This window comes from Streptomyces sp. NPDC001663 (assembly GCF_042893105.1).
Taxonomy (GTDB): Bacteria; Actinomycetota; Actinomycetes; order Streptomycetales; family Streptomycetaceae; genus Streptomyces.
In genome coordinates, this window is the sequence record NZ_JBIAUR010000029.1 from 57,549 (window position 1) to 83,440 (window position 25,892).

General features: G+C 68.9%; 23 protein-coding genes, 1 tRNA gene and 2 pseudogenes. 14 read left to right on the plus strand and 12 right to left on the minus strand.

Going from position 1 to position 25,892, the window contains the following annotated elements:
- Nucleotides 1-52 precede the first annotated feature (52 nt).
- Together ACFY1L_RS52640 and ACFY1L_RS52645 are read left to right on the plus strand one after the other, a co-directional pair.
- Nucleotides 53-2,458, plus strand: coding sequence for an alpha/beta fold hydrolase (locus ACFY1L_RS52640; RefSeq protein WP_388842675.1), 2,406 nt, complete (start codon nt 53-55; stop codon nt 2,456-2,458).
- Between the two features lie 519 nt (nt 2,459-2,977).
- Entirely contained in the window at nt 2,978-3,958 is a 981-nt protein-coding gene (locus ACFY1L_RS52645; RefSeq protein WP_388842677.1) for an ATP/GTP-binding protein, read from the plus strand.
- A 935-nt stretch (nt 3,959-4,893) separates the two neighbouring features.
- Here the strand turns inward: ACFY1L_RS52645 and ACFY1L_RS52650 are convergent.
- Nucleotides 4,894-4,970 (minus strand) — tRNA-Met (locus ACFY1L_RS52650).
- Nucleotides 4,971-5,233: 263 nt separating this feature from the next.
- Here ACFY1L_RS52650 and ACFY1L_RS52655 point away from each other — a divergent pair.
- The gene (locus ACFY1L_RS52655) at nt 5,234-5,455 is read left to right on the plus strand and encodes a hypothetical protein (protein WP_388842679.1); all 222 of its coding nucleotides are present in this window, start codon (nt 5,234-5,236) and stop codon (nt 5,453-5,455) included.
- Between the two features lie 296 nt (nt 5,456-5,751).
- Here the strand turns inward: ACFY1L_RS52655 and ACFY1L_RS52660 are convergent, their stop codons facing one another.
- The 3 genes and pseudogenes from ACFY1L_RS52660 to ACFY1L_RS52670 form a co-directional block, all read right to left on the minus strand.
- Complete coding sequence (locus tag ACFY1L_RS52660; protein ID WP_388842680.1) at nt 5,752-7,344, minus strand: MFS transporter; 1,593 nt, start codon at nt 7,342-7,344, stop codon at nt 5,752-5,754.
- Nucleotides 7,345-7,471: 127 nt separating this feature from the next.
- On the minus strand, nt 7,472-8,032 hold the full coding sequence (locus ACFY1L_RS52665; RefSeq protein WP_388842713.1) for a hypothetical protein: 561 nt from the start codon (nt 8,030-8,032) through the stop codon (nt 7,472-7,474).
- A gap of 243 nt (nt 8,033-8,275) precedes the next feature.
- Nucleotides 8,276-8,557: pseudogene (locus ACFY1L_RS52670) on the minus strand (FAD-binding protein); the annotation flags it as partial.
- A 12-nt stretch (nt 8,558-8,569) separates the two neighbouring features.
- Here ACFY1L_RS52670 and ACFY1L_RS52675 point away from each other — a divergent pair.
- The 4 genes from ACFY1L_RS52675 to ACFY1L_RS52690 all read left to right on the plus strand — a co-directional run bounded on the left by ACFY1L_RS52675 (nt 8,570) and on the right by ACFY1L_RS52690 (nt 11,954).
- A complete protein-coding gene (locus ACFY1L_RS52675; protein ID WP_388842682.1) occupies nt 8,570-9,160 on the plus strand; it encodes a helix-turn-helix domain-containing protein in 591 nt (196 codons plus the stop codon).
- Between the two features lie 128 nt (nt 9,161-9,288).
- Nucleotides 9,289-9,510: a hypothetical protein gene (locus ACFY1L_RS52680; RefSeq protein ID WP_388842684.1), complete on the plus strand. Its 222-nt coding sequence runs from the start codon at nt 9,289-9,291 to the stop codon at nt 9,508-9,510.
- Nucleotides 9,511-9,717: 207 nt separating this feature from the next.
- Nucleotides 9,718-10,794, plus strand: a complete 1,077-nt coding sequence (locus tag ACFY1L_RS52685) for a polyprenyl synthetase family protein (protein WP_388842686.1) — start codon at nt 9,718-9,720, stop codon at nt 10,792-10,794.
- An 89-nt stretch (nt 10,795-10,883) separates the two neighbouring features.
- The gene (locus ACFY1L_RS52690; RefSeq protein ID WP_388842688.1) at nt 10,884-11,954 is read left to right on the plus strand and encodes a polyprenyl synthetase family protein; all 1,071 of its coding nucleotides are present in this window, start codon (nt 10,884-10,886) and stop codon (nt 11,952-11,954) included.
- A gap of 157 nt (nt 11,955-12,111) precedes the next feature.
- Here ACFY1L_RS52690 and ACFY1L_RS52695 read toward each other — a convergent pair whose 3' ends face one another.
- The gene (locus ACFY1L_RS52695; protein ID WP_388842690.1) at nt 12,112-12,711 is read right to left on the minus strand and encodes a hypothetical protein; all 600 of its coding nucleotides are present in this window, start codon (nt 12,709-12,711) and stop codon (nt 12,112-12,114) included.
- Nucleotides 12,712-13,330: 619 nt separating this feature from the next.
- Nucleotides 13,331-13,678 (minus strand): STAS domain-containing protein, encoded by a 348-nt coding sequence (locus ACFY1L_RS52700; RefSeq protein WP_388842692.1) that lies wholly within the window; start codon nt 13,676-13,678, stop codon nt 13,331-13,333.
- Between the two features lie 281 nt (nt 13,679-13,959).
- On the opposite strand from ACFY1L_RS52700, the gene ACFY1L_RS52705 reads away from it, so the two are divergent.
- Together ACFY1L_RS52705 and ACFY1L_RS52710 are read left to right on the plus strand one after the other, a co-directional pair.
- Nucleotides 13,960-14,229 carry a hypothetical protein gene (locus tag ACFY1L_RS52705; protein ID WP_388842694.1) on the plus strand — a complete coding sequence of 90 codons (270 nt, stop codon included), beginning with the start codon at nt 13,960-13,962 and terminating at the stop codon, nt 14,227-14,229.
- A gap of 706 nt (nt 14,230-14,935) precedes the next feature.
- The gene (locus ACFY1L_RS52710; RefSeq protein WP_388842696.1) at nt 14,936-15,745 is read left to right on the plus strand and encodes a class I SAM-dependent methyltransferase; all 810 of its coding nucleotides are present in this window, start codon (nt 14,936-14,938) and stop codon (nt 15,743-15,745) included.
- 100 nt (nt 15,746-15,845) lie between these two features.
- On the opposite strand, the gene ACFY1L_RS52715 is transcribed toward ACFY1L_RS52710, so the two are convergent.
- Nucleotides 15,846-16,115 (minus strand): hypothetical protein, encoded by a 270-nt coding sequence (locus tag ACFY1L_RS52715; RefSeq protein WP_388842698.1) that lies wholly within the window; start codon nt 16,113-16,115, stop codon nt 15,846-15,848.
- Nucleotides 16,116-16,800: 685 nt separating this feature from the next.
- Between ACFY1L_RS52715 and ACFY1L_RS52720 the strand changes: the two are divergent.
- Nucleotides 16,801-17,508: pseudogene (locus tag ACFY1L_RS52720) on the plus strand (DJ-1/PfpI family protein); the annotation flags it as partial.
- Between the two features lie 169 nt (nt 17,509-17,677).
- Nucleotides 17,678-18,715: a hypothetical protein gene (locus tag ACFY1L_RS52725; RefSeq protein WP_388842700.1), complete on the plus strand. Its 1,038-nt coding sequence runs from the start codon at nt 17,678-17,680 to the stop codon at nt 18,713-18,715.
- 293 nt (nt 18,716-19,008) lie between these two features.
- Here ACFY1L_RS52725 and ACFY1L_RS52730 read toward each other — a convergent pair whose 3' ends face one another.
- Together ACFY1L_RS52730 and ligA are read right to left on the minus strand one after the other, a co-directional pair.
- Nucleotides 19,009-19,863: an ETEC_3214 domain-containing protein gene (locus ACFY1L_RS52730; protein WP_388842702.1), complete on the minus strand. Its 855-nt coding sequence runs from the start codon at nt 19,861-19,863 to the stop codon at nt 19,009-19,011.
- A 411-nt stretch (nt 19,864-20,274) separates the two neighbouring features.
- Nucleotides 20,275-22,368, minus strand: a complete 2,094-nt coding sequence (gene ligA / locus ACFY1L_RS52735; protein WP_388842704.1) for an NAD-dependent DNA ligase LigA — start codon at nt 22,366-22,368, stop codon at nt 20,275-20,277.
- A gap of 54 nt (nt 22,369-22,422) precedes the next feature.
- Between ligA and ACFY1L_RS52740 the strand changes: the two genes are divergently transcribed.
- Entirely contained in the window at nt 22,423-22,620 is a 198-nt protein-coding gene (locus ACFY1L_RS52740) for a hypothetical protein (RefSeq protein WP_388842706.1), read from the plus strand.
- Between the two features lie 301 nt (nt 22,621-22,921).
- Here the strand turns inward: ACFY1L_RS52740 and ACFY1L_RS52745 are convergent, their stop codons facing one another.
- The 3 genes from ACFY1L_RS52745 to ACFY1L_RS52755 all read right to left on the minus strand — a co-directional run bounded on the left by ACFY1L_RS52745 (nt 22,922) and on the right by ACFY1L_RS52755 (nt 24,482).
- Entirely contained in the window at nt 22,922-23,137 is a 216-nt protein-coding gene (locus ACFY1L_RS52745) for a hypothetical protein (protein WP_388842707.1), read from the minus strand.
- 563 nt (nt 23,138-23,700) lie between these two features.
- Nucleotides 23,701-24,333 carry a DUF2461 family protein gene (locus ACFY1L_RS52750; RefSeq protein WP_388842708.1) on the minus strand — a complete coding sequence of 211 codons (633 nt, stop codon included), beginning with the start codon at nt 24,331-24,333 and terminating at the stop codon, nt 23,701-23,703.
- Between the two features lie 14 nt (nt 24,334-24,347).
- Nucleotides 24,348-24,482 (minus strand): hypothetical protein, encoded by a 135-nt coding sequence (locus tag ACFY1L_RS52755; RefSeq protein ID WP_388842709.1) that lies wholly within the window; start codon nt 24,480-24,482, stop codon nt 24,348-24,350.
- 86 nt (nt 24,483-24,568) lie between these two features.
- Here ACFY1L_RS52755 and ACFY1L_RS52760 point away from each other — a divergent pair, with 86 nt between their 5' ends.
- Both ACFY1L_RS52760 and ACFY1L_RS52765 read left to right on the plus strand, forming a co-directional pair.
- Complete coding sequence (locus ACFY1L_RS52760; protein WP_388842710.1) at nt 24,569-25,465, plus strand: aminoglycoside phosphotransferase family protein; 897 nt, start codon at nt 24,569-24,571, stop codon at nt 25,463-25,465.
- Nucleotides 25,466-25,574: 109 nt separating this feature from the next.
- Nucleotides 25,575-25,823 carry a hypothetical protein gene (locus tag ACFY1L_RS52765; protein WP_388842711.1) on the plus strand — a complete coding sequence of 83 codons (249 nt, stop codon included), beginning with the start codon at nt 25,575-25,577 and terminating at the stop codon, nt 25,821-25,823.
- Nucleotides 25,824-25,892: the final 69 nt, after the last annotated feature.

Sequence of the window (25,892 nt, forward strand, 5' to 3'; positions counted from 1 at the left end):
GGCCAGATGCTCCCGGTAACGGAAACGCACCACCGACCAGGGGGAATTGGTCATGGCAGACGTACTCGTGCTCGGAGCGGGACTCAACGGACTGGCGACGGCGATGCTGCTCGCCCGCGACGGGCACCGCGTCAGTGTGCTGGAGCGGGACGGCGCCGAACCGTGCGGCGGCGCCGATGAGCTGTGGGAGACCTGGCAGCGCCCCGGCCTCAACCAGTTCCGGCTGCTCCACCTGATGCTGCCGCGCTGGCGGGTGGAGATCGGTCGTGAACTCCCGGACGTGCTGGCCGAGTTGGAGGAGCTTGGCGGGTTCCGGGTAAACACGGTCGGCATGCTGCCCATCGCGCTGACCGGCGGCGCGCGCGAGGACGACGACCGCTTTGAGACCGTGACGGCGCGCCGTCCGGTGCTGGAGGCCGCACTGTCCGTGGTCGCGGCTCGTACCGCCGGTGTGAGCATCCATCGGGGTGTCACGGTCAGGGGACTGCTGACCGGCACTCAGTCGGCCCCGGGCGTCCCGCACATCACCGGTGTCATGGCGGACGGAGGACAGACGTTCCGCGCCGACCTCGTCGTCGACACCACCGGCCGCCGCTCGCCGGTGATGAGCATGCTGGACGCCGTCGGCGGGCGCCGTCCCGACGAAGAGCGGGAGGACTCGGGGTTCGTGTACTACACCCGCCACTACCGCTCCCGAAGCGGGGACGGCGGAAGGCCGAAGGCCCGGGCGATGGTGCTCCAGCACTTCGACAGCGTGTCGGCGCTGACGCTGCCCTGCGACTCCGGCACCTGGGGAGTGGGGCTGATCGCCTCCTCCCAGGACCGGCGGCTGCGGGCGCTGCGCGAGCCCGGGACGTGGGATCGGGCGCTGGCGCTGTTCCCCACCGTCGCACATTGGGGGGACGGTGAACCGATCACCGGTGTGCAGGTGATCGCGGGCATAGAGGACCGCCACCGCCGCTTCGTCATCGGCGACAGGCCGGTGGCCACCGGCCTGCTGACCGTGGGCGACGCCTGGGCATGCACCAACCCCTCCCTCGGACGGGGCTCGTCGATCGGGGCGCTGCACGCGTGCGCACTGCGCGACCTGCTGCGCGAGAGCGACACAGGCAAGCACGAAGAACTGGTGCTGCGCTTCCACGAGATGACCGAGGCGAGGGTCGGCCCGTACCTGCGCGCGACGCTGGCGTACGACCGGCACCGGCTGGCGGAGATCAACGGCGACATCACCGGCCACCCGTACCGCACTGCCGACCCTGCCTGGGCGATCAACAAGGCGATGGAGGCCGCGGCGCTGCGCGACCCGGACGTACTGCGGGCTCGGGCATCGATCGCGGCGCTCCTGGAGATGCCCCAGGAGGCCCTGTCCCGGCCGGGTGTGATGGACAAGGTGCTTGCCCTCGGCTCGAACGCCCCCCAGTACGCCACGCCAGGGCCCGCCCGGGCCGAACTGCTGGCCGCCATCGGTGAGAACGACGGTCCCGCCCGGGCCGCGGCACCAGCCGGATCCCGTTCTCCCGCCACGGCCACGGACACCGAACGCACGGGACACGTCGAGCGGATCGAGACGGCTGACCACAATGGCCGGCCCGTCGGCACACGAATCGATGTCAACGGGATCGGGATCAACGTTCAGGTCACCGGGCAGGGACCGGCCGTGCTGCTGCTGCACGGCTGGCCCGACACCCACGCCCTCTGGCGCCACCAGGTCGCGGCGCTGACGGCCGCGGGCTACCGCACCATCGCCCCGGACCTGCGAGGCTTCGGCGACTCCGACAAGCCCGCCGATATCGGCGACTACGGGATCATCCAGATCATCGGTGATCTCATCGGCGTTCTCGACCACCTCGGCGTACACCGGGTTCATGTGATCGGCCACGACTGGGGCGGAGCGATCGGCGCGGTGTTCGCGGCGCTGTCACCTGCGCGGGCGGCCAGCCTCACCTGCCTGTCGGTCGGGCACCCGGGCGCATTCCGCTCGGCGGGCCTGGCGCAGCGCGAAAAGTCCTGGTACATGCTGCTGTTCCAGTTCCCCGACGTGGCCGAACAGTGGCTGTCGCGCAACGACTTCGAGAACTTCCGTGCCTGGGCCCGGCATCCGGACACGGACGCGGTCATCGCCCGGCTGAGCGCCCCCGGGGCGCTGACGGCCACCCTGGGTGTCTACCGTGCCGTCCTGCCGCCCGAATCACTGATCACCCCGCCCGCCCAGCTCCCGCCGGTCCAGGCACCCACCATGGGCCTGTGGAGTGACGGGGACATCGCCGTCACCGAGAGGGCACTCACCGGCACCGCCTCGTACGTGAGCGGCCCGTGGCGCTACGAGCGCATCGACGGAGCCGGGCACTGGATGCAGCTCGACGCCCCGGACCACGTGAACAACTTGCTGCTCGACTTCCTCGGCAAGGTCTCGGCAGACGGGTCGCAGGCGGCCGTGGCCAATGAGCGGGGGGAATGACCGTCGATTGCCCCACGACCGATGGTCCATTGGGCGCCGGTGGAGATGCGGCTCCGTGGGTGCAGCCGCGTGCATGAATCGCAGGTGGTTCCGCGCGAACCCGACCGGCGCGGGCGCAATCGCCGCTGCGACCAAGGCCGCCGACACAGCTCGGGAGCGCAGTGCCGAGTACCTGCTCACGGTGCGGCTGGGGCAGCTGCGCGAGCGGATGGCAGCCCGTACCAAGACGGCTGCTCCCACGCCGTGGTGGTCGGCCTGGCTGACCGAGCTGGCCGCGCCCGCTGGACGGCGAGACGGCCGGGGCGGTGATGGCGTGAGCAGCGGGCTGAGCCGGGGGCCGGGGCGCCCTCGGTCGGAAAGATCTAGACAGGAGCGATGGAGGCTGGCGCCGGGCCGGCTTTCTGCGGCGCAGAGGCGTTGCTGGCGGCCGTCGGCCGTGTCCTATCGGGACGCATCTGCTGGTTTGGCGGGCACTCTGGGCGTAGGAAGGCGATATCGGTGGCGCGCCGGGGGGAAGCTGTGTCGGATACGGGGCTGTCGTGGAGCGCGAGACTGGCTGGCATTTGGGGGCGCGCGGAGTCGACCGTCACGAAGATTGTTCTCGCCGTTGTCTTCGCTCTGGGTCTGGTCGCGCAGTTCGTGAAGCCCGTCGGTGACGCGTTGCAGGACAAGGTCTGCCTGGGCGGGGCATTACTCACCGCGGTGGGCTACGTGCTTTACAGCGAGGTGCAGCGCCTGAACGCGGTGCACACGACCCACCAGGAGACAGAGCAGTCCCTGGCCGCCACGGTGCGTCGCCTCGAAGACGAACTGCAGCGGCTGAACCAGGTTCTGCGTCCTCGGGTCACGCGCGCGGCGGTGCAGGCCGAGATCCGGCAGGCGCTCGAAGCCGGGGGAGAGGTGCACTTGGCGGCGATGAGCTTCACCGGAGAGACGTTCGTCAATCCGGTGAAGTCCATGCTGTACAACCTGAGCAGGGATCCCGCACGGAGAGTGCATGTGCGCGTTCTGGTACCGGATTTCACCGCGGAGATCGACGTCCCCGGCCAGGTGGGTGCCGGAGGCAGGATCTACGACGCTCCGGAGTTCCGTGAGCACCTGAGGCGCATGGTCGTGGAGCACGAGCGAAGACTGAAGGCCCACATAAGGCGGATGGCCGCGCGCGGCCAGGGAACACTCACGGTCGAATTCCGCGTGCTGCACGTGTCACCCATGCGCAAGCTCTACTTCATCAACACCGACGTGGCGTATGAGGGGCTCTACGACAAGCTGGATCTGCGCCCTGACCCGGACTGTGCTGCAGCTCCCGGACCGGACACGGCCGAGGGCGATCTCCTGGACATCCTCGGCGGCTCTCGGCTGGACCGCTGGTCCCTCGACAACGGCGAACAAGACCGGAAAAACCTCGCCCGCTGCCGGGAGTTCTTCGAGACGCTCTGGCAGGGAGCCCGCCAACTGACGCCGACGACGCCGCCCCCAAGTCGGCCAGACGCTTCCTGAATCGCTACGTACGGCGGCCGCCGACCCGTACCCGTGCGCGCCGGACCGGTGCGCACCCCGGGAGACCGCCTCCGACGGCTACCACCAGGCGCTCGCCCCGCGGAGCCCGGCCCGAGCGACACGTCGACCCGGCGATCGCCGAAGCGATCGAGGCACAGATCCGAGCCCTGCGCGAACTGAGCCGACGCGCGTTTCCCGACATGGCCCCGGACTCGATCGAGATCGCCCGTGCCAAGCGCCGCCATGATGCCGAGGTCACGCACGCCCAGGCGCCTGTGAACTGGACGCGTTCCGCAAGCAGTACGAGGGGCAGACGATTTGTGGGGGAGTTGGCTGGGCGGCTGTGGCCGGCAGCTGACGAAGAAGTTGTACGTGGATCTTCTCTGAACTAGCCGCTCTGACATGTGAGTTCGACGTCTGAGCGTCGCCGTGTCGGCATATGTGGGTGGGGTGCCCGTTACTCAGGGGCCGTAGCCGTCAGCGCGGGAGGGCACTCACCACCGGTCGGTGTCGGCGATTGACACGCGATCAGCCGAGAATGGGCCACCAGACGGGACTTTTGCGCTGGACTGCCGCCAGGTGCCAGCCGGTCGACGTAGAGGTCAACGGCAGGAACCGGACCAAATGTCCGGGATCCTGTCATGCGTTGGATCCCGGGCGGAAAGTCCTGGCCCAGCCGGTGCAGAACTACCTGTCGATCTGTGAGTCCATCTTGAAGATCAGGACGGTGGTCAGGACAACTGACCTCAGCGGTGGGGCCACGGCCGTCGGTCGCGGCCCCACCAGCTCTCAGGTGAATCTCGACATCCCGAGCTGGACGAGTCCAGCCTGCGTGACTTCTCTGAACCAACTTCGAAGGAGCGGTCGGCTTGTCGGCATGGTGCGATCGGCTGACATGCTTCCGGCCCCTCGACATGGCGTCGAGGGGCCGGCGTTGGTAGCAGGGGCCGGATTTGAACCAGCGACCTCTGGGTTATGAGCCCAGCGAGCTACCGAGCTGCTCCACCCTGCGTCGATAGACCCACCGTACGTCATGCGGGCGGGCTGGGCAGGGATTTTCCCGGGCGGGCCCGGGGAGAGCGTCCGGGCTGGGCCGTGAGGTGGCCGGGGAGCCGGTGAGGTCGCCGTACGGCAGCTCGAAGGTGCTGCACCTCCGCTCGCCCCGGCTGCCGAGGCTCTGGATCAGGCTGACTTCGAAAGTCGACAATCCCGAACTCGCCGACGCCGCGCAGAAACCATGGACGCGTGCCTGGAAGACCAGGACGAAGGGGATTCTTGCTGGAGGACAGGCGGCAGATTCAGACGGCGGTGCTGGGCAGTGCGGACTCCGACGATCCGTTGATGCTGCCGCTGGAGGCGATCGAACTGGACGCCTTCCGCCACCTGCATGAGAGCGACACGTTCTGGTGCGGGCTGCTGCTCGGCGGCTGCGGCGGCCAGTTGACCACGAAGCTGTACACCGACCGGGCCTGTTCCCTGTCAAGTACAGCGTGTTGAACCCAAACGCACATGGATGCTCTGGCCAGGGCCGGGTCAGATGCTGCACGCAGCACGAGCGAGGCTGCGACCGGCCTCTGGTTCCGGTCGCAGCCTCGCTCGTGCCGGAGGTTGCTATTGCAGTCAGCAACCGCCGGAGGACGCGCGTATCTGGAGCGCCACCGGGGAGTCGCAGCAACCGCCTTCTGACGCTTCCGGTCCCGGACAGGGGCAGCTCGACTTCAGCGGCTTCCTGGTCGGGGGTGAACGCGGTGTTCGCGGGGCGGTCTGCTTGCTGTGGCCCGGCTCTTGTGCGGTCAGCCGGCGGCGACAGCCTCAGCGGGGTCTGTCTCGTCCGCGACCGCGGAGGGTGTGTTCTTGGGGCCGCGGAGGGCGATGTAGATGAACAGGGCGCCCATGATGACGGAGCCTGCCCACATGGCCTGCTGCCAGCCGTCGACGAATGACTGCTGCGCCGCGTGGAGCACGTCTGGTGCGTGTGGTCCGGTGCTGCCCGCCACCTCAACGGCGTTGGCGACGCCTTCCCGGGCGGTGTCTGCGGCGCCTTGGGGGATGCCGTGCAGCTTGTCGTCGATGGCGTTGCGGTAGCCGGCGGACACGAGTGCGCCGAGCAGGGCGACGCCGAGTGCGGTGCCGAATTCGCGGGTGACGTCGTTGAGGGCGGAGGCGACGCCCTGCTTCTCGGGCGGAAGGGAGGCGGTGATGGCCTCCGTGGACGGGGTCATCGACAGGCCCATGCCGACGCCCATGGCGAGCAGGCCGGGCAGGACGGACAGGTAGCCGCCGCTGACGGAGACGAACAGCGCCATGAGCGCCATGCCGACGCCTGCCAGTGCGATGCCCGCGATCATGGTCGAGCGTGCGCCGATCCCTGCGGCCAGCTTGGGGGCCAGGCTGGAGGCCATCATCATCGCGAGGGCCATGGGCATTATCGCGACCGTGGACAGTAGGCCCGACCAGCCGAGTACGGCCTGGAAGAACGGGAAGAGGACTACGCCGATGCCCGCCTGGACACCGAAGACCACCAGCAGTGTGATCGAGCCGCCCGACAGTCCGCGCTCCCGGAACAGGCGCACGTCCAGCATGGAGGCGTCGCGGCGGTGCAGCTCCCAGGCCACGAAACCGATGGTGGCGATGAGGCCGACGGTCAGGCTGATCAGCGTCTCGGGCGCGGTCCAGCCGCGTTCGGGGCCTTCCTGCAGGACGAAGATGAGGCCGACCACAGCGATGATGGAGACCAGCGCGCCGACGGTGTCGAATCGATGGGCCGAGGTCTCGCGGGAGTTGGGCACCAACTTCAGCGTCATGGCCAGGGCCACGAGGACCAGGACCGCGGGCAGGACGAACAGCCAGCGCCAGTCGGCGACGTCGACGAGGAGCGCGGAGAGGAACATGCCCAGGATGCCGCCGCCTCCGGCGATACCGGTCCATACGCCGATCGCCTTGCCCCGCTGCTCTTCGGGGAAGGTGGAGGTGATGATGGCGAGCGTGATCGGCATGATCATGGCGGCGCCGATGCCGCTGGCCACGCGGGCGGCGAGCATCACTTCCGCCGTCGGGGCCAGGCTCGCGACCACGGTGGCGATGCCGAACACGCTCAGTCCGGCGACAAGCATGGGCTTGCGGCCCAGGCGGTCGCCCAGGGCGCCGAGCGGCAGCAGCAGCGCGGCCAGGGCGAGGGTGTAGATGTTGATGATCCACAGGACCGTGCTCTGGGAGGCGGCGAATTCCACGGCCATGTGGGTCTGCGCAACGTTCAGCCCGGTCACTGAGGCGATGACCGCCATCAGGGCGATGGAGACGGTGGTCAGGATCGTGCGCAGCTGACGCGCGTCGGGGGCGCCCCGGCCGCCGGTCTGCGTGGCCGGTATGGGCTGGTTCGTACTCATGGATTCCTCTCAAAAGGGCATGCTGAGTCAGCGCCGGAGCAGGGCCGGTCGCCGGGTGAAGGGGGTGGGCGGGGCCCGGGCCGCCGCACGCGTCGAGGGCATGCAACGGCCGGTGCCGCGCCGGATGTCAAAGGGTGGGAGTGTCGCCCTGGGCTGCGGCGAGGGCCGCGTCGGTGTCTGCGGTGGCCAGCACGCTGTTGATGTGGGCGCCGGCCGCTGCGGAGGCGCCGACCTGGGCGGCAAGGTCGGTGGCGTTGCCTGTCGCCCACATGCCCGGCACCTCGGTGGTGCCCGCCATGCCGGTGGCGATGCCGTGGCCCATGTTGTCGGGCTGGTCCTGCATCGGCAGCTTCAGACCGTCCAGGCCCTCGGCGCGGGCTTCCATCCGGGTGGCGACCGCGAGGACGCGGCGGGCCACGACCTGGCGGTCGGTCAGGCGCACGCCGGCGAGGGTGCCGTCCTCGTTGTTGACGACCTCCTGCACCGGGGTGTCGACGATGCGGATGTTGCGGGCGGCGAAGCGGGCGCGGGTGGCCTCATCCAGGTGAGTGCCGTGGCTGAAGGAGGTCAGGTCCTCGGTAAGCTGCCGAAACATGAATGCGTGGCCGATGGAGGCCGGGCCGGTGGCGAGGATGCCGATGGGCTGATCGCGCGCCTCCCAGCCGTGGCAGTACGGGCGGTGCACCACCCGTGGCCCCAGTGCTGCCCGAGGCCGGGGACCTCGGGCAGCACGTCCTTCAGGCCGGTGGCCACCAGGACCCGGCACGCCCTCACGCTCAGTCCGTCGGCCAGGGTGATGGTGAACCGCAGATCCCCGTCCGTCCCGTGGGCGGCGGGCTCGGTCGAGGTCACCCCACCGATGACGACGCGCCCTCCGTACTGGCGCACTTGCTCCCGGCCTCGCTGAAGGATCTCGGGGGGCGGGGTGCCGTCCAGGGACGATGAAGCCGTGCATGGCCTCGGCGGGCGCGTTGCGTGGGGAGCCGCTGTCGATCACGACGACCGAGCGGCGGGAGCGGGCGAGCATCAGCGCGCCATTCAGCCCTGCGGCGCCCCCGCCGATCACCACCGCATCGACGGTCCCACCGGGCAGTGCGTCACTCGCGTACGGAGAAGTTGTCACAGCCATGGCCTCCTGCCTTTCCTCGTCCACTGGTCCCAGACGTTGCGGACCATCTGCACACGACGTTAAGCGGAGTTGCGTCAAAGGCATACACTGTTGCTCATGACGCAAGAAGATGGGGATCTGGACAGCCTCGTACGCAAACGCATCCGTGCCTTGCGGGTGGCGCAGGGCTGGTCCCTGGAGGAATTGGCCTCCCGCGCCCACCTCAGCCAGTCCTCACTGAGCCGCATCGAGAACGGCCAGCGCCGCCTCGCACTGGATCAGCTGGTCACCCTCGCCCGCGCCCTGGACACCACGCTCGATCAGCTCGTGGAGACCGCCACCGACGACGTCGTCACCAGCCCGACGATCGACAGCACCCACGGCCGGATGCGCTGGACCATCAAGGCCGACCCCGGGGTGAGCGTGGTGCGCCAGCGCATGACCGAACCACCCCCCGAGAACCCGGCGCGCATGCGCGCCCACCCGGGGAGCGAATGGCTCGTCGTCCTGTCCGGCACCGCGATCCTCATGCTCGGCCACCGCCGCTTCCGGCTCGAGACCAACCAGGCCGCCGAGTTCCCCACGATGATGCCGCACGCGATCGGCGCCGACGGCGGGCCCTGCGAGATCCTGGGCATCTTCGACCGCGACGCCCGCCGCGGGCACCAGAGCGACAGCGGCGACGACACTCAGGGCGCTCCCGAGTGACCGTGAGGCCGCGCGACAGCCTTCCCTGGCGGTGACCTCTTGCGCGTCGGGCAGCACCCCCGACCAGCATCTTGCGTAAACTGGGACACTTTGTGCTGCAGGCGCATATCCGTCTTAGTGTGAAGAGCATGAACCACGCACACACCGACACCTCCCACCACGGTGCTTCGCACGGTCACCACCACGAGCACGCAATGGACGGCCAGGCGGAGATCCTCGACCTGGACTGGATCGTCGGGTCGAGCGCCGTGCAGATGCGGTGTACTGCTCGCTTTGGTGCCGGACGCCGCGAAGGTCCGGTCGAGATTGTCGTCGTTCTGGAAGTTGACCAACACCCGTACAGGCCATAGACCCTGCCGACGGTCGAAGTCAGGGAGGTGACCACGCCGCGCGTGCTCTTCAGCGGTGTGGGTCGTTGGACGGATCATGCAGACCGAATGGGTGACGCGGCCAGTCAGGACCCTGGGTTGTCGTCAGAGCCCTGAGTTAGGGGGCAGCCAACCCGCTTCCTCGTCCGGCCCCATGAGACTGGCTCCCCTGGTTGGGAGTGGTGAGTCGTGACGTCGGGTGTGGTCGACGCGCGAGCTATCGATCTGCCTGCGGTGCAGCGCCAGGTTGATGCGGTCCTTGAGAACTTCTTGGCCGAGAAGGCCTGTGAGGCGGCTGGCCGCGGGCATCCGCCGGAGGTGGTGCAGACCGTTCGCGACTTCCTGGCGGCGGGCGGGAAACGGATCCGGGCGCTTCTGTGCGTGGTGGGCTGGCACGCCGCCGGTGGTCATGGTGATGCGACGTCGGCGGTGCGAGTGGCGGCGTCGCTGGAGTTGTTCGTGGCCTTCGCGCTCATCCACGACGACATCATGGACGACTCGGCCAGCCGCCGCGGCCGGCCCGCGGTCCATCGCGTGATGCGTGCCCGCCTGGGAGTCGGCGAGCGGGCCGAGCGGCTGGGTGCGGGCGGCGCGTTGCTGGTGGGCAACCTCGCCCTGATGTGGGCGCAGGAGCTGCTGCACATCGCCCCGCTCGAGTCCGGCCGGCAGCGGCTGGTCCATGGGTTGTACGACGCGATGCTGGAAGAGGTGATGTACGGGCAGTATTTGGACGTCATGGGCACGGGCCGTGGCGCCGACGACGTCGAGGCGGCCTTGCGGATCATCCGCTACAAGACCGCCACCGCGACCGTCGAGCGGCCCCTGCAATTGGGGGCTGCGGTCGCCGGGGCCGACGAGGCCACGATGGAGGTCTTCACCGGGCTGGGCCTGCCGCTGGGGGAGGCGTTCCAGCTGCGGGATGACCTGCTGGACGTCTTCGGCAGCCCGGACGGCGCATGTGCTCCGGGGCTGAGCGACCTGCGGGAGGGCAAGCGGACGGTTCTGCTGGCCCTGGGCCTGCAGAATGCCGACCTGATCCAGCGGGAGCGGCTTGACCGGCTGGTGGGCCGGGCCGACCTGAAGGAGCGCGAAGCGGCGGAGATCCGGGACATCCTGCTCGCGACGGGGGCACGACAGGAAACTGAACGGATGATCACTTCCCGCTATGAACACGTCCTGCAAGTCCTCGACGGGGCCGGCTTCCCGCCGGCCGCGGATGGTGCCCTGCGTGGCCTGGCGGTCAAGGCCACCCAGTACACCTCCTGACCCTGTTGCGACCGCGGGCCAGGGCACCAACCTCGACCGTCGCACGTCTACAGCGGTGTCACCCATCCCCCGACCAGGAAGAACTCGTGATGACCGAGCAGGTTCTCGATCGTGTCGCCGGATATGAGCGCTGGTTCAACACGCTCTTCGAGAAGTACTTCGACACGTTGAGCGCCGGGCTGGATGCGCCGTCGTTCAGCCGCTTCACCCCGGAGTGCCTGCGGTTGCTGCGGGAGTTGTCCTTGCGGGGCGGGAAGCGGATGAGGGTCGTTTTGCTGCATGAGGCGGCGCGTCTGGTGACGGACGAGCCGGTCGCGGGGCTGGAGGCTGCGGCGCTGAGTATCGAGCTGCTGCAGACTCACGGCCTGGTGCACGACGATCTCATCGACGACAGCCCCACCCGCCGCGGCGGCCCGTCCACCTACTACGCCTACCGTGAGCGGTTTCCCGGCCGGCCGCAGGCGGCCCTTGGTCTGACCGTGCTCGCGGGGGATCTCGCCCTGGCTCTGTCGCTGCAGGTGCTGCTGGGGGCGAAGGTGCCTGTGGCGGTGCGGCAGGCCATGGTCGAGGTGCAGACGCGGGCGGCGGCCGACACGTTCGTGGGCCAGATCGTCGACCTGGAACGCGACTTCGCCGCCGCGCCGGGCGAGGAGGTACTGCACTGCGTGGCCGACTACAAGTCCGCCCGCTACTCGATTCTCGCGCCCCTGCAGCTCGGGCTCCTGGTCGCCGGCGAGCAGCCGGTGCTCTTCGAGAAGGAGCTGCGGGAGTATGCGCGGCTGGTGGGGATCTGCGGGCAGATGCGCGACGACTACCTGGATCTGTTCGGGGACGCGTCCGTCATGGGCAAGCCGACCGGCACCGACATCCGCGACGGCAAGCACAGCTACACGGTCAGCGCCCTGCTGGCGGCCGTCGACGACGCCGAGCGTCGCGTGGTGGAGGCCGCGCTCGGCGACCCGTCCTGCACGCCGGAGACCATCGCCGCCGTCCGCGAGATCGGGGAGCGCCGAGGTGTGCCGGGCAGGATGCAGGCGGACATGCGCCGCTATGCGGAGCAGGCCACCAAGGTGGCCGCCGGCTGGCGGTCACGGTGGCGGGAAGAGGCGGTCACCTTCTTCGAACAAGTGCCGCTGTGGAGCGTCGTCCGCACCAGGTGACCAGCCCGTTCAGGCGCCTACGGGGTGCTGCCCTGGGGTGGCGGGGCGGAGCTCGTACACCGATCCTCGCGTTGGCGTCCGGAATGCTCTGCACGCTGTTCGGCCTTGACCAGGACGAGATCGGCGGGGCTGGGATCCGGGAAACGGTTCATGCCCATCACCTGACGAAGTCGAAGACGGGTGCGCTGACGGCCGCGCCGATGAGGAACCCGACGCTGACCTGGCCGGCGGTGTGGCAGCGCAGCCGTACGCGGGACCAGCCGATCAGAACCACCAACGGAGCCAGTACGAGCAACCAGGGGCCGAAGACCGTTGCGAGAATGGTCAGGGCGCCGGAGGCAACAGCGGAATGCACCGACACCTTCCAGAAGAAGGTGATCACCAGCAGCGCGAGCAGAACGGTGAGCATCGCCGTCACCAGGGCCGTCACCTCGACGGGAGCATCCAGCCCATACAGCAGTGCGGTGCCGGTGATGACCGAGGCCATCACCCCTGGGGCGGCCACGATGCGGTCTTGCCGCCGCCGCACGTGCCTGTCTCCCCAGTACTGGCGGCGCTCGCCGAACCGGAGGATCAACGTGGGCAGCGCTGCGGTGAACACCGCCGCCACCACGCCCCAGCCGATGCCGGCCCATCCGTCCGCGTGCCAGCCCAGCAGCGGCGCCAAGAGCAGCATCCAGTTCCGGGGCTCGCCGCCGTCGCTGAACCGCCACGCCCAGCGCGCCTCCGTTCGAGGCACCACCTCCTGCACCGCCATGCGCCCTTGGCCGGGCGGTGATGGTGATGCGACCGGTGAAGCAGCCGAAGCCGCGGCCTTGTGCTCCGGCACCCTGAAAGCCCCCGTCCCTCACATGATCACGCTGTCGCCGTGCACAGCGTTCATCGTCCAAACGACACTCTCACCAAGCCGGTCACGACGACCGGCGTGAGCGTTTCCGACGAGGCGCGCACCCGGGCCCGTGCCTTGCTGCAGAACCTCGGACGGCAGCACGACGCCGCGTGATCCGCGCATGATGGGCGAAGTAGCGGGGCGGCCGTGGCCTCGGCAGCGTGCCCAGCAGGGTGGAGAAAAGGGAGCGGTTTCGTGGAGGCGGTGTTCGCGGCCGTGTCCGGTAGCTGGTGCCGTCGTTCGGTCATGCATGGCGGATAAGCCGATCCCCGGTCCTGCGCCTCAGCTGCTGGGCGCGTACTGGCTGGACTCTCCTGTTCTGCGGCACGACGGCTGCCGATGCTTCCAACCAGTCGAAGATCGAGGGCACGCTCCGGGGCCGGGCCGCGCCGGTAGCCTGTTTCGGGCCTCGATACTGGTCGCAGCATCCGCGCTGATCGTTTTCGCGCTCGCGGTCGCCGCCACGACGTGATCGCGCCGTCGGGCCTCAACTCTCGTGCGGTATGTCCGGCGGGCCTGGATCCTTGAGCAGCAGATCGGTCACGCCCGCGACATCGAGCAGACGCCGTACCGGGGGTGAGGCGGCGACGAGCCGCAGGCTGCCGTTTGCGGCCTCGGCCTGGAGACGATGGCGCAGCAGCACATTGAGGCCGCTGGAGTCGGCGAACGAGACCTGGACGAAGTCGAGTTCACAGGGGCGGGAGCGCAGGGGCTCCAGCACTGCGGCGAGTTCGGGCGCGGTGCGTATGTCGAGTTCGCCGACCACCCGCACCAAGACGGTGCCGAGCGTGTCGACGACATCGATCGCCAAGGAGGGCGACGCTGGCGTGGTCATCCAGACAACTTCCTCGTGCGCTCCTGCCAGGTCCATGCAAGCACGCCTGACCGCGCCGCTCATCCGGGGCGATGAGCGGGCGCATGCCCTCCGTGCAGGGCACCGGACGATCCAACCAGCTCAGTGGCCGGAGATCAGGTGAAGCAGCGAGACTCGGCCATAAGACGGCCAGATCATCGGCGGTTGCACGGACCCGGGCGCCGTCCCGACAGGGGCCGGTCGGCCCTACCTCCCGACGCCGCCGGAGAGCATCGTGGGTGATAGCGGCACGGGAGGGCAGCATGACGCACCTCGACTCCGTGGCCAAAGGCCTTGTCGATCAGTTCTTCGCGCAATGCCGGCCGGACGCCGAGCTGGCTCTGGTCCGCTGGCGCCAGAGAGGCGAGCTGGACCGGGTCACGGTCAGCCAGCTCAGGCTCTGGGCGGCCAACCGCGCCCTGGAGGCATTCACCCGGCCGTCCAGCGGTGCGCCACAGCAGGCCGCAGCGGTCAGGGAACGGCAGCTGCTGATCGACTGGCTGGCGGCCAACGGCCACCAGGCCCTGGCGTGAGCCTGCACAGGCGTTGCGTGCCGGGTCTGTCGGCCGAGCAGTGAGGCCATGCGGCCCCATGCCAGGTTCCCGGGAGCGGCAGCGCCATAGCGGGATCGAGCGTCTGGCCCGCACCCAGGTCAGCATCCGCAAGGGGCCCGCTCGGGTCACGGCGGCCGTCGGCGGCGGGAGCACCGACACGCCACCCCCGCGAGCCTGCACACCGACCTCGCTCTCGCACGCGGGGAGATCAAGGAGCTGAAACCAGAACGCGACGCGCTCAAACGCCGCATCCAGCTCGCCCTCGGCGCCCAGATCGACAGCGCGGCGAACGTGGAACTGCTCCCGCGGATCCAGGACCTCGAGCGCCACAACGTCATGCTGTCAACGAACCTCACCGAGTCCAACCGTCGAGCCGAGAGGCTCGCAGGACAGCTTCAGACAGCGGAAGAAACCATTGAGTCGCTTCGTCTCGCCCTACGCAAGACCATGTCGATCCCAGGGACCTGAGAACGGCTGACGCCCTGGCCACAGGCTTCACGGCGGCCTGCTTGTGCCGTCTTCAGGCACCACCCCGGGCGGCCTGATCACTCCACTGGCTCGGAAACGGCGTCCTCCCCGCCACCGCCGTCCTGCCGATGCCAGCACAGAAACTCGAGCCCCGTCGCACGTTGCGGGTCCCCGCACCCTCCCGGTACGGGGACCCGCAGTCGGCAGAGGTTGGCGCGTGGAAATTCCGTTGCCGGAACAGCAGCATCTTCGATCGAATGCCTCCATGACTCACGACGGCCCGGCGGACCATGTGGAGCAGAACCGACGCTTTTGGGATAACGAGGCGGCTGCGTGGCACGGGCCGCTCGCCCGTGATCACTGGGCGCAGGTGGAACCGTCCTGGGGATTGTGGGCCACTCCTGAGTCGCAGGTTTCCTTGCTTCCCGACGGCATCGACGGGATGCGCACCATTGAGTTGGGCTGCGGTACTGCCTACGTTTCCGCATGGCTGGCAAGAGCAGGAGCCCACCCGGTCGGGATCGACCTCTCGGAGAAGCAACTCGCCACTGCTCGCGCGATGCAGGCGCAGTTCGGTATCGACTTCCCCCTGGTCCTGGGCAATGCCGAGAAGGTGCCCTACGAGGACAATACGTTCGGCCTGGCGATCAGCGAGTACGGCGCCTCGCTGTGGTGCGACCCCTACCAGTGGATCCCGGAGGCCGCCCGGCTTCTCGTTCCTGGAGGCCAGCTGGTGTTCTCGCGCTACTCACCGCTGTTCGCACTATGTGCACCGCCCGAGGGACCGGCATCCACCACTCTGTCCCGCAGCCAATTCGGCCTGTCGCGGCTGGACTGGGGGAATCACGTGGAGTTCGTCCTGCCGCACGGTGAAATGCTCCGTCTGCTGCGGGCCTGCGACTTCGTCGTTGAAGATCTGATTGAGATTCAGGCACCCCAGCATGCACGGGACTACCCAGAAGTTTCGGCCGACTGGGCCCAACAATGGCCCAGCGATGAGATCTGGAAAGCTCGGCTCGCAGGCTGACAGCTGCGCAGGTACCGTGTATCGCCTTACTCATCCCGCGGAGCACCTCGATGCTCCCACTGCAAGCCCTCAGGTGTTGCCGAAACTCACAGACGTCGCCCTACGGCCAAACGAGGCGTTTCTCGACCCTGGCCGTGCAGATAATGCGGGTGTTGCAGCCGTCGTGATCGGCGTCGACCCAGTGCCGGAACTTGGTGCGCTCGTATCCGGTGTGGTCCTCGCCTTGTACGGGGAGCGCGGCCAAGGCGTCCCGGACGGGCAGGGCGACGGCGTCGCCGGGGTCGGCGGCGTCTGCGGTGGCGGGGGTGAGCAGGGCGGCGAGCGCGGACAGCGCGGTGGCCGCGGTCCATAGAGCGCAGGTGGAACGCACAAGGCTCCTTTCAAAGATCACAAACGGTCGTGATCTTCGTAGCGGGGATGGCCCTCGTCCGGCCGCCGATCCGGCACCGCGTCACCCCGGCGGGTGGAAAGTCGCACCGGCCGGATCCCCTCGCCGTGCCGACCGGGCCCGGCGTGCCGCGCGCAGGTCAAGTGGCGTCGCCCCCAAGCGCTGGGCGTCCGAAGAAGTTCAAGTCCGGCCCGGATGTGCAGAGTTGGTCACCACCTCCTACCGTGTTTCCGGTAGCCCACAGGCTGCCAGGAGACTGCTTGGGAAACGGGGTGCTTCGTTGAACGACTTCGTTGCGGTCTACGCGGCTGAGCTGGTCAGGCACATGCGGGAGAACTCCTGGTCGCCGGTCCGCGACGCGCTCGTCACGTTCCTCGTCGACAACGAGTCGGGCAGCGAGAGGCGCGCAGACGAGGTCCGGCAAGAGCTGGACCGGGCTCGGAGCGATCTTCGCTACGCTCTCGAGCGCGGCGAGCAGGACACGGCCGCTGATGTCGAAGCCGAACTGCGCATGCGCCTGCGCCGTGTCCTGCGCAACCGGCCGCAGGCAAGCACACCGCTGCGGCACCTGGTCAGCCGATTCGTGCCGGTCACACCCGAGACCGGCACACGACAGGATCCGGGCCCCCAAGCCGGTCAAGCCCCTGTGGCCCCACCTTCCCGCAAGATCAGACCTCGCAGCGCCTTGGATGCCGCGACGCAGAAGGTCCTCAGGCGCCGCCGCAAGGAGGTTGTCGCGGTGCTGCTGTTCAGGGGCGGCCCCATCTTCGAGAGTTCCATACCGCTGTCGGTGTTCGGCGTCGACCGACAGGACGCGGGCGTGCCGCGCTACCGCCTGCTAGTGGCAGCAGGTGAGGAAGGCCCCCTGCGGACCACGGGGGGTCTGGAACTCCTCGCGCCCCATGGCTTGGAAGCCATCGCACGCGCGGGCACGGTCGTCGTGCCGGCCTGGCGCTCGATCACATCCCGGCCATCCGAGGAGGCGCTCGACGCACTGCGCCAGGCCCACGAAGAGGGCGCCCGCATCGTCGGGCTCGGTACCGGGGTGTTCGCCCTGGCTGCGGCTGGCCTGCTGGACGACCGCCCCGCGACCACGCACTGGATGTACGCGCCCGCGCTGGCAAAGCGCTACCCGTCGGTGCAAGTGGATCCGAGAGAACTCTTCGTCGACGACGGCGACGTTCTGACCTCAGCCGGTACCGCGGCGGGAATCGACCTCTGCCTCCACATCGTCCGCACGGACCACGGCAACGAGGCGGCCGGTGCGCTCGCCCGCCGCCTGGTCGTCCCCCCGCGCCGGTCAGGAGGCTAGGAGGCCTACCGGGACCGCGCGTTGCCGGACGAGATCGGCGCCGACCCGCTCCCCAAGTGGGCTCGTCCCCGGCCACGTACCGGGCGGCCTACCGCGCTCGACACCCTTTGGGCGGCGGCACCCTGCACACCTCACCTGGGCCCTCGCCCGCCCCGGACGACGACGAATGGCCGGCCCCGCCGCCCACCCCACCGATCGCTCCTTTGCGTGCACAACGGGGCGCTGGCGCCTGATGGGAGACATCGCCAAGGGGGCGCTGGGGGGTGCCTGGAGCTTGCTGGTGGGGTGGGTGCTGCCCACCGCGCTCAACCTCGCCATCCTCACTACGACCCTGCTTCCCAGCCTTCGCAAGATCCCGCCGTTCGCACACGTATGGGACCTGGCTGAGGGACGCGGTGCGCTGGCCTTTCTCACCGCCTCGCTGATGCTGGGTCTGGTGCTCAACGCCCTGAAGAACCCCCTCTACCGCATCCTGGAGGGCTACTTGCTGTGGCCCTCGCGCGCGTACGAATACGGCTGCCGCCGCCATCAGGCCATGAGACGCAGCCTGACCGACCGGCTGCTGCTCATGCGCCTCGAACGCCGGGCCGCCGGTGCCAGCCTGTCCGCCGTCGACCGAGCAGACCTCATGCTCCTGCGCCACAGCCCTCACCTGGCCCGCTACCGCAGCCTTGATCAGCGCAGCACCGTCACCCGCCGGGCCCTCCTGCAAGAGCGCCTCGCCCGCTACCCCGTCGGCGACGGCCACCTCGCGCCGACCCGGCTCGGCAACGCCATACGCCGATTCGAGGTCTACGCCTATGACCGCTACCAGCTGGATTCGCAGCTGTTGTGGAACGAGTTGACCGCCACGGCCCCAGACCAGGCCCGTCGCCAGGTCGACACCGCACGGACCAGCGTCGACTTCTTCGTCTGCCTGCTCTACGGCCACCTCGCCGTACTGCTCGCCGCGGTAGTGACCCTCATGTCCACTCACACCGGCGCGCCGGCCGCGGCGACGACCGCCGTCGTCCTTACCGCCCTCGTCCCCGTGTGGTACCGCTGCGCCGTCAGCGCCACCGATGAATGGGCGGCCGCCGTACGGGCCCTGGTCAACGTCGGACGACACCCCCTCGCCGCATCCCTCGGTCTGGACATCCCCCGAGAACTCGCCGCCGAGCGCACGATGTGGTCCCTGGTCTCCCGGCTCCCACGCATTCCGTACCACGAGCACGCTGCAGCCCTGGACCACTACCGCCGCTCGCCTGCCACCACCAACGACACGCAGTGAATGCGCGCGGCCGCGCGCGAACTCCCCTCTGTGTAACCCGGTTGTTCACGAGCACCGGGGCCCAACCCGTGAGCGGCACGGTCGACGAGAACGCACAAGGACGCGATCTGGGTCAATTCGCAGCCAGAGCCGGGCACTGTGCCGACCAGCCGTGTGCGGGCGACGACTGCTGCACAGGATGCCCGGCAGCAGGTCCATCAGCTCTCGACGTTCACGACACGTCCTGGAGCTTCGCCGATCGGGTCGTCGACGTCACCCTACCCCGGCCTGGCGATCAGCCGAGCGGAGCGTAATTACCGGACGCTAAGCCGGTCGACCCCGATCTGCTGGTCGTAGTAGTCGTCCAGCTCCTCAAACAATGCGGTCTCCGCGTAGGTGTTTACAACCGAGTTGGCCATGATGCTCCGGGCACTACCATCCAGTTCCTCACCGTTGTAGTAGGTGTGTCCTGAGGACTGGTCTTCCCGGTTGTGTTCGTACTCCCATTTCCCCCAGGCGGCGTTCGCGTCGTAGCGGGCCTTGGGGCCGCGCCACGTGGGGCAGATGTCGTTGAGCCCCCAGGCGAACTGGCGATAATTGGTTCCCCCGCTGCCGCCGTAGACCTCGAACACGCTGTCGTAACTGCTCCGGGTGTGACCGGAGTGGATCCTCAGCAAGTCGCCTGGCTGCTCCGCTGGGGGCAGCACGTCTAACAGTGTGCTCTGGTTCAGTACGACTGTCTTGTCGCTGAAGGAAAACTTCGGGCGAAAGGTGGGCTCGCAGGTCGTCACGGTAAAAGCGACAGACGCATTGCTTCGGTTCGAGATCACCTCAACCCAATACTCACTGCGGGGCCGGTACACGTTCCTTACATACGAGCTACCGGCCGCGACGGGCACACGAAAGGCGGGCACCCCCAACTGCTCCCGGAACTTCTCCAGGGTGTATCCCGCACGCAGTTCGCTGAGCTTGCGATACTCGGCCGCGCGCCAGTCCCGCCGTGTCTCGTTCAGCACGGTGACGGCGGTAATGAGTGTGCTGACGGCCGTCAGAAGATTGGAGAGGAAGAAGACCGCCACCAGCAGTATGTTGCGTCTGGTGAACGCGCTGAAGCGCTCTGCCGTGGAGTCGCTGCTCTCTGCAGGCGGTGACGGCTCGTCCGTGGACATGGTCGGCTCCCCGTCCGCAAGAGCTCCGATAATCATAGGGGTAATTGGGGCACTGCCGAGTATCGCTGGCCGGTGGCGCGATGCCGCTGACCCTGGCCACCTCGGCCGGTGCACTCACCCACGTGGGCGATGAAGCCGTCTAGCGCGGGGCGAGTGGGGGACAATGCGAAGCCCCGGCTGGACGGGGGAGACCAGCCGGGGCCGTAACACGGTGACCTGTGGAGGGCGGTCGCCTCTCGGCGGAAGGCTCCATGGGACTTCAGCCGGACGATCGTCCCCATGGGCAATAGGTGAGCCCGGGGACACTGTCCCCTCCGCCGGCCACGTATGGGTGAACGGTCAACCGTCTCGGGTTGTTCCCGGCCAGCCCCGACTGCCAGTGTGAGCTGACGAACACTCCTTTTGGAGGCCTCAGTTGAGGTAGTCGGCGACCAGGGCGGCGAATTCGTCCGGGGTGGCCAGGCGGATACCGAGATCTTCGGCCTTGGCCCGCTTGGATCCGGCGCCGTCTCCAGCGACGACGAGGGTGGTCTTCTTGGAGACGCTGGAGGAGGAGCGGCCGCCAGCCTGTTCGATGAGTTCGTTCATCTGGTTGCGGCTGAGTTTTTCCAGCGCACCGGTCATTGCGCCGGTGACGACGACGGTCATCCCGGCCAGCGGCCCGCCCGCCGCACCCGCGATCTCGCCCTCGGCGTCAGTGTCCCTGGCCGTGGCGGCCGCCGATGGGGGAGTGGCACCGGGTTCGGTCATGTTCACTCCGGCGGCCGCGAGTTTGTCGATGAGCGGGGCGAGTTCGGTGAGTTCGGCGACGATCGAGGGGGCCTTCTCGGTGCCGATGCCCTCGACCTGCTGCATCGTTTCCGCGTCGGCGGCGCGGATGGTGTCCATGGTGGCGAAGTGCCGGGCGATGCGGCGGGACATGGACCGGCCGGTGCCGCGGACCCCGAGCGCGCACAGCACCCGCGACAGCGGCTGCTGTTTGGCCGCGGTGATGGCGGCGAGGAGGTTGTCGGTGCTGGTCTCGCCCATCCGCTCCAGGCCGAGCAGCTGCTCGCGGGTGAGGGCGAACAGGTCGGCGAGATCTGCCACCAGGCCGGCGTCGACGAGCTGGACGATGCGGGTGTGGCCGAGGCCTTCGATGTCGAGCTGGTCGCGGCCGGCCGCGTAGGACAGGGCGGCCACCAGGTGGCAGTTGCGCCCGTTCTCACAGCGCCAGCGCTGCTCGCTGGTGTCGATGCCGGCCCCGCAGCGCGGGCACACCTCCGGGAAGGCGATGGGCTGTTCGTCGCCGGTGCGCAGGTGCGCGACGGGGGCTTCGATGCGGGGAATGACGTCGCCGGCCCGGTGCACCATGACGTGATCGCCCAGACGCAGGTCGCGGCGGGTGATGTCGGCCGGGTTGTGGAGGGTGGCGTAGGTGATGGTGGCGCCGTCGATCTCGACCGGTTCCAGGACGGCGCGCGGGGCGATGATGCCGGTGCGCCCGACGTTCCACTCCACCTCGAGCAGCCGGGTGATCTTCTCGACGGCGGGCAGCTTGTAGGCGATCGCCCAGCGCGGGGCCCGCGTCCCCGAGCCTGCGGTCTGCTGGTCGGCGGCCAGGTCGGCCTTGATGACGATCCCGTCGATACCGAACGGCAACTCGGCCCGCAGCGCGGCGATCTCCTGCACCCGGGCCAGCACCTGTTCGACGGTGTCGGCGGTGGTGCCGGGTACTGCGGTGGTGGCGGTGGTGTTGATCCCGTACGCGGCGGCTTGCGTCATCAGGTCGCTGTGCGCGCTCGAGCCCAGCCGTACGGCGAGTTCGGTCTCGGTGTCGGGCAGGGGCAGCAGGCCGTAGCCGAAGAACGTCATCGGCACGGTGTAGGTGCGCTCCTTGGCGCGCAGGGTGCCCGCCGCGGCGCCGCGTGGGTTGGCGAACGGCTGCCCGCCGTGCGCGGTACGCACCTCGTTGGCGTGCTCGAACTGGGTGGTGGTCATGAGGACTTCGCCGCGGACTTCCACGGTGACCGGTTCGGCAAGCTCGGCCGGCAGGCCCTCGATGGTGCCGATCGCGTGTGAGACGTCCTCCCCGGCCGTCCCGTCCCCGCGCGTGATCAGCTGTCTCAGGCGGCCGTGGGTGTAGCGGGCGGCGATCGCGAGGCCGTCCAGCTTCGGCTCGACACTGAACCGCTCCACCTCGTGGCCGATTCTCCGGGCCAGCGAGGCGGTCCAGGCGGTGAACTCCTCCGGCGAGAACACGTTGTCCAGGCTCAGCATCGCCACGGTGTGCGGGACATCGCCCTCCACCGCGCCGCCGGCGACCTTCCCGGTCGGCGAGTCGGGCAGCACCTGCTCGGGGTGCTCGGCCTCCCACGCCGCAATGCCACGCACCAGCCGGTCGTAGCTCTCATCGTCCAGCTCCGATGTCCCGCCCGTGTAGTAGGCGGCGGCCGCCTTCACGGCATCCTCGACCGCCTGCGCGTAGGCGGCGGCATCCACGATTACTGCTGCTGGTGTGGTCATACCCGCCATCCTGCCTGCCGCCACTGACAACGCCCGATGCCGCGGACCGACAGAATGATCATCGCGGATGACATCGGCAGTGAAGTTGAGGAGCAGCTACGCCTCACCCACTTCATCGTCCTCTTCGTCGTCGGGGCCTTCGAGGTCCTGGTGCAGCGCACGCAGCAGCGCGTGGGCGAGGAGGATGCCCCCGTTCAGGGCTCCGATCGGTCCAAGCAAGTGGCTGGAAGCTCCGCTGAGCTGCTGGGTTGACGTGGCCGTGTCGCTCACCGGGTCGGGTTCGTTCTGTGCGTGACACGAAGCGTGCCCGTGTCGGCGGCCCGAGTCTGCCTGTCTGCCCGGCCGGCGGACCCGGGTCGCACCCCTTCGGTGGGTGGCCGCTGAAGGTGGCCTCGGGCGTCATGGCCATGAACCCCGAGGCCACCGCGCCTCCCGCGACGCACCAGAGGGGGCCGCGGCTCGCGTGCGTCGGTATGACCGCCGCACGCAACGTGTCCACTTCGAGGGAACCCGGGACGCTGAGGTGGGTCTGCGGTCGGGCGGCCTGGTGGGCTCAGTGCTCCCACACATCCGGGCCGCCGCCTCGCCACTCGATGAGCCCTGACTGCCGCACCCACGCCTCGTCGGCGTTGTCCAGGCCCGCGACGCGCAGGATCTCGACGATGTCCAGCAGCCCGTACGCCATCCCGACGAACCACTCGTCCACACGCACCCGCCGACCACCGTCCTCAGTAGGCGGGTAAACCCCGATGGGCTGTGCGCTGGCCATGGCACCAGCGTGCGGTCTGGGGTGTCAGAGCGCATGCGGGGCACCCGTGCCGCTCGTAGGCTGGATGTAGCCTCTCGCGCTTCGCTGCATATGCCGAGGATGTGACCTGCGACTTCTCGTGGTGTCTCACACTGCTTCATCTGCGGTTGTCTCGGCTCTTGGTGCATACCCGCCAGGTTTACTGCGGCCGCTCCGGACGGGCAGATCGCTGACCTGAGATGTCTCACGGCCCGCTATCACGCGGGACGGCGGTGCGGTTGGCTGTGTGGGGGTGCCGTACGGCGGGCAACGCGGGGGTCGTTCGCCGCCGGATGTTCGACCGCAACATTGCGCTGCGCGGGGGCATCGCCCCGGCCCTTGCTTGCATTCTCAAACTCCCGCCGGATGTGCTCTCCGGGGCCCTCGGTCCGGGGCCGGTCTTCGACCGTGCTGGCCCCTGGCCGAGGTGCCGGACGGTTATTGGCGATGGACGACCGGTCGGCGCTGAAGGTGCGTATCTTCTGAGGGCGGGGCATGGCGGCACGGGTGTGGTTCCTCCCGTGCCGCGCGGCGCCCTCGTGATGTCAGGTGGTGCGCTTCACGTGGCGGACCAGCCACATCAGCAGGGCGTCCAGGTCGGCGGCGGCCGAGAGGACCCGGTCGACCGCCTCGGGGGTGTGCAGCCACTCCTCGCAGCCGAGGGGGCGGGCGGCTATCAGCGAACGGTGGCGCAGCAGGTTCATACGGGAGTGGTCCGTCGGATAGCCGCGCGGGGGGCGTTTCATCACGTCCCCGGAGATGTCGTAGCCCTTCTTCCGTACGTCCTCGACGATGGCGGACAGTTCGCGGCCGCTCCCCTCGGAGGCCACGGCTTTGCGGAACATGTCCACCTGGCCGGGATCGGGGTACCACCAGGCGCCCTGGATCCGCAGGCCGTCCAGGTCGAACCGGAGACCGATCTCGATCTTGCGGCCGAGCCGGATCACCGCGCCCTGGTGCTGCCACCACCAGGAGTCGGTGCGGTAGTGCCAGACGGAGAAGTCCTCGTACCGGGGGTCGGTGTCCGCGACCTCGTTGAGCAGGGCGATCATCGGCTGCCGGACCAGGCGTTCGCGGTCCGCGCGGTAGCGCTCGCGGGTCGCGTGGGTCGGTTCGCCCTGGAGCTGCCACAACACGTCCATGGCCTGCTCCGGCCAGCCGGTGAACTGTCCGCGCATGCGCGGAGAATAGCTCACCCGTGATCCGCGCGCGCGGAGAGTGAGACGGGCAGGGAGGCGTAACCCCAGACAAGGTGGGAGGTGCTGCGGCGGGGCTCGCCGTCCAGTTCGATGTGCCGTGCGCGGTGGGCGAGTTCGTCGCGGAACACGGAGAGCGCCGTCGATATGAAGCGGGCGGTGAGATCGTGTGGGAGCGATAGCCATTCCGCCTGCCGCCTCAGTACCGTGACTTCGCATGACCGTCACCGAGATCGAGATCACCGCAGACCTGGTGTGCGACCTGCTGCAGGAGCAACATCCAGACCTTGCGGGGCTGGCCATCCGCGAGGTGGCGGGCGGCTGGGGCAACCAAATGTGGCGTCTCGGGGACGAGTTGGCGGTTCGCATGCAGCGCATGGACCCCACCCCGGAGCTCCAGCTCAAGGAGCGGCGGTGGCTACCCGTGCTGGCTCCGCGCCTGCCGCTCCCGGTGCCGACTCCGGTGCGGTTCGGCGAACCGTCCGAGCGCTTCCCCAAGCACTGGACCGTGATGACGTGGGTTCACGGCGAGCCGCTGGACCACGGCTCGATCAGCCGCGGCGCCCACGCGGCCGACACGCTGGCGGGCTTCCTCCGGGCGCTCCATGCGGAGGCGCCCGCCGAGGCGCCGATCGCGACGGACCGCGGTGCGCATCCCAGGAACTGCACGGAGGGCTTCGAGAACTTTTTCCAGGCCGTTGCCCCCGACGACATCGCTGCCGACGTCCGGGCCGTTTGGGACGACGCCGTTGCGGCACAGGCGTGGGAGGGCCCGCCGGTGTGGGTGCACGGCGACCTCCATCCCGCGAACGTCGTCGTGTCGGGCGGAACGCTCGCGGGCATCGTCGACTTCGGTGGCATGTTCGCTGGCGATCCGGCGTGGGACCTGGCCGCCGCATGGGTGCTGCTACCCGCGGGCATGGCCTCACGGTTCTTCGACATGTACGCGCATGCAGACGAGGCGGCGATCCGGCGCGCCCGCGGGCTGGCCGCGATGACGAGCCTCTTCCTGATGCTCATGGGGCAGAACGGGGATCGGGGCCTTCCCGGCGGCAAGCCGAACTGGGGACCTGCAGGCCGGGCGGCACTTGACCGTGTTCTGAAGGGCGTTTGATGCACGCTTCTTTGAACTTGTTCTCGATCTTGGTTGAGGCCGTGCGGCAGCCACTTTCGTAGGTTCATCGATCACCATGCGTGGTGGGGATGCCAAGGTCCACGGCCCTATGCTGCCCGTGGCTCCGATCGAGCTGGCGGAGCTTCTCCTCGGCGCCGGCCAGGCTGACCTGGAGACCTTCGACCTCGCCGAGCCAGCCTTCCGTCTCGGCTTCGGCGATTCGGGCGATCAAGCTGTCGCGGATCTCGGCAAGCCGTGCCCGTTGGGCCGGGTCAGGTCCGAGGAGCGGGCACCTGACGCAAGCTTCTCTGAACCAATGACGTTGAAGCCTGAGAAGCTGTTGCCTTTTCGATCTTGAGCGGTGGCGGTCGAACGCGGGTTCCCGGTCGGGTGATCCTGCCCTGGCGAGGGCATGAGGAAGGGACCT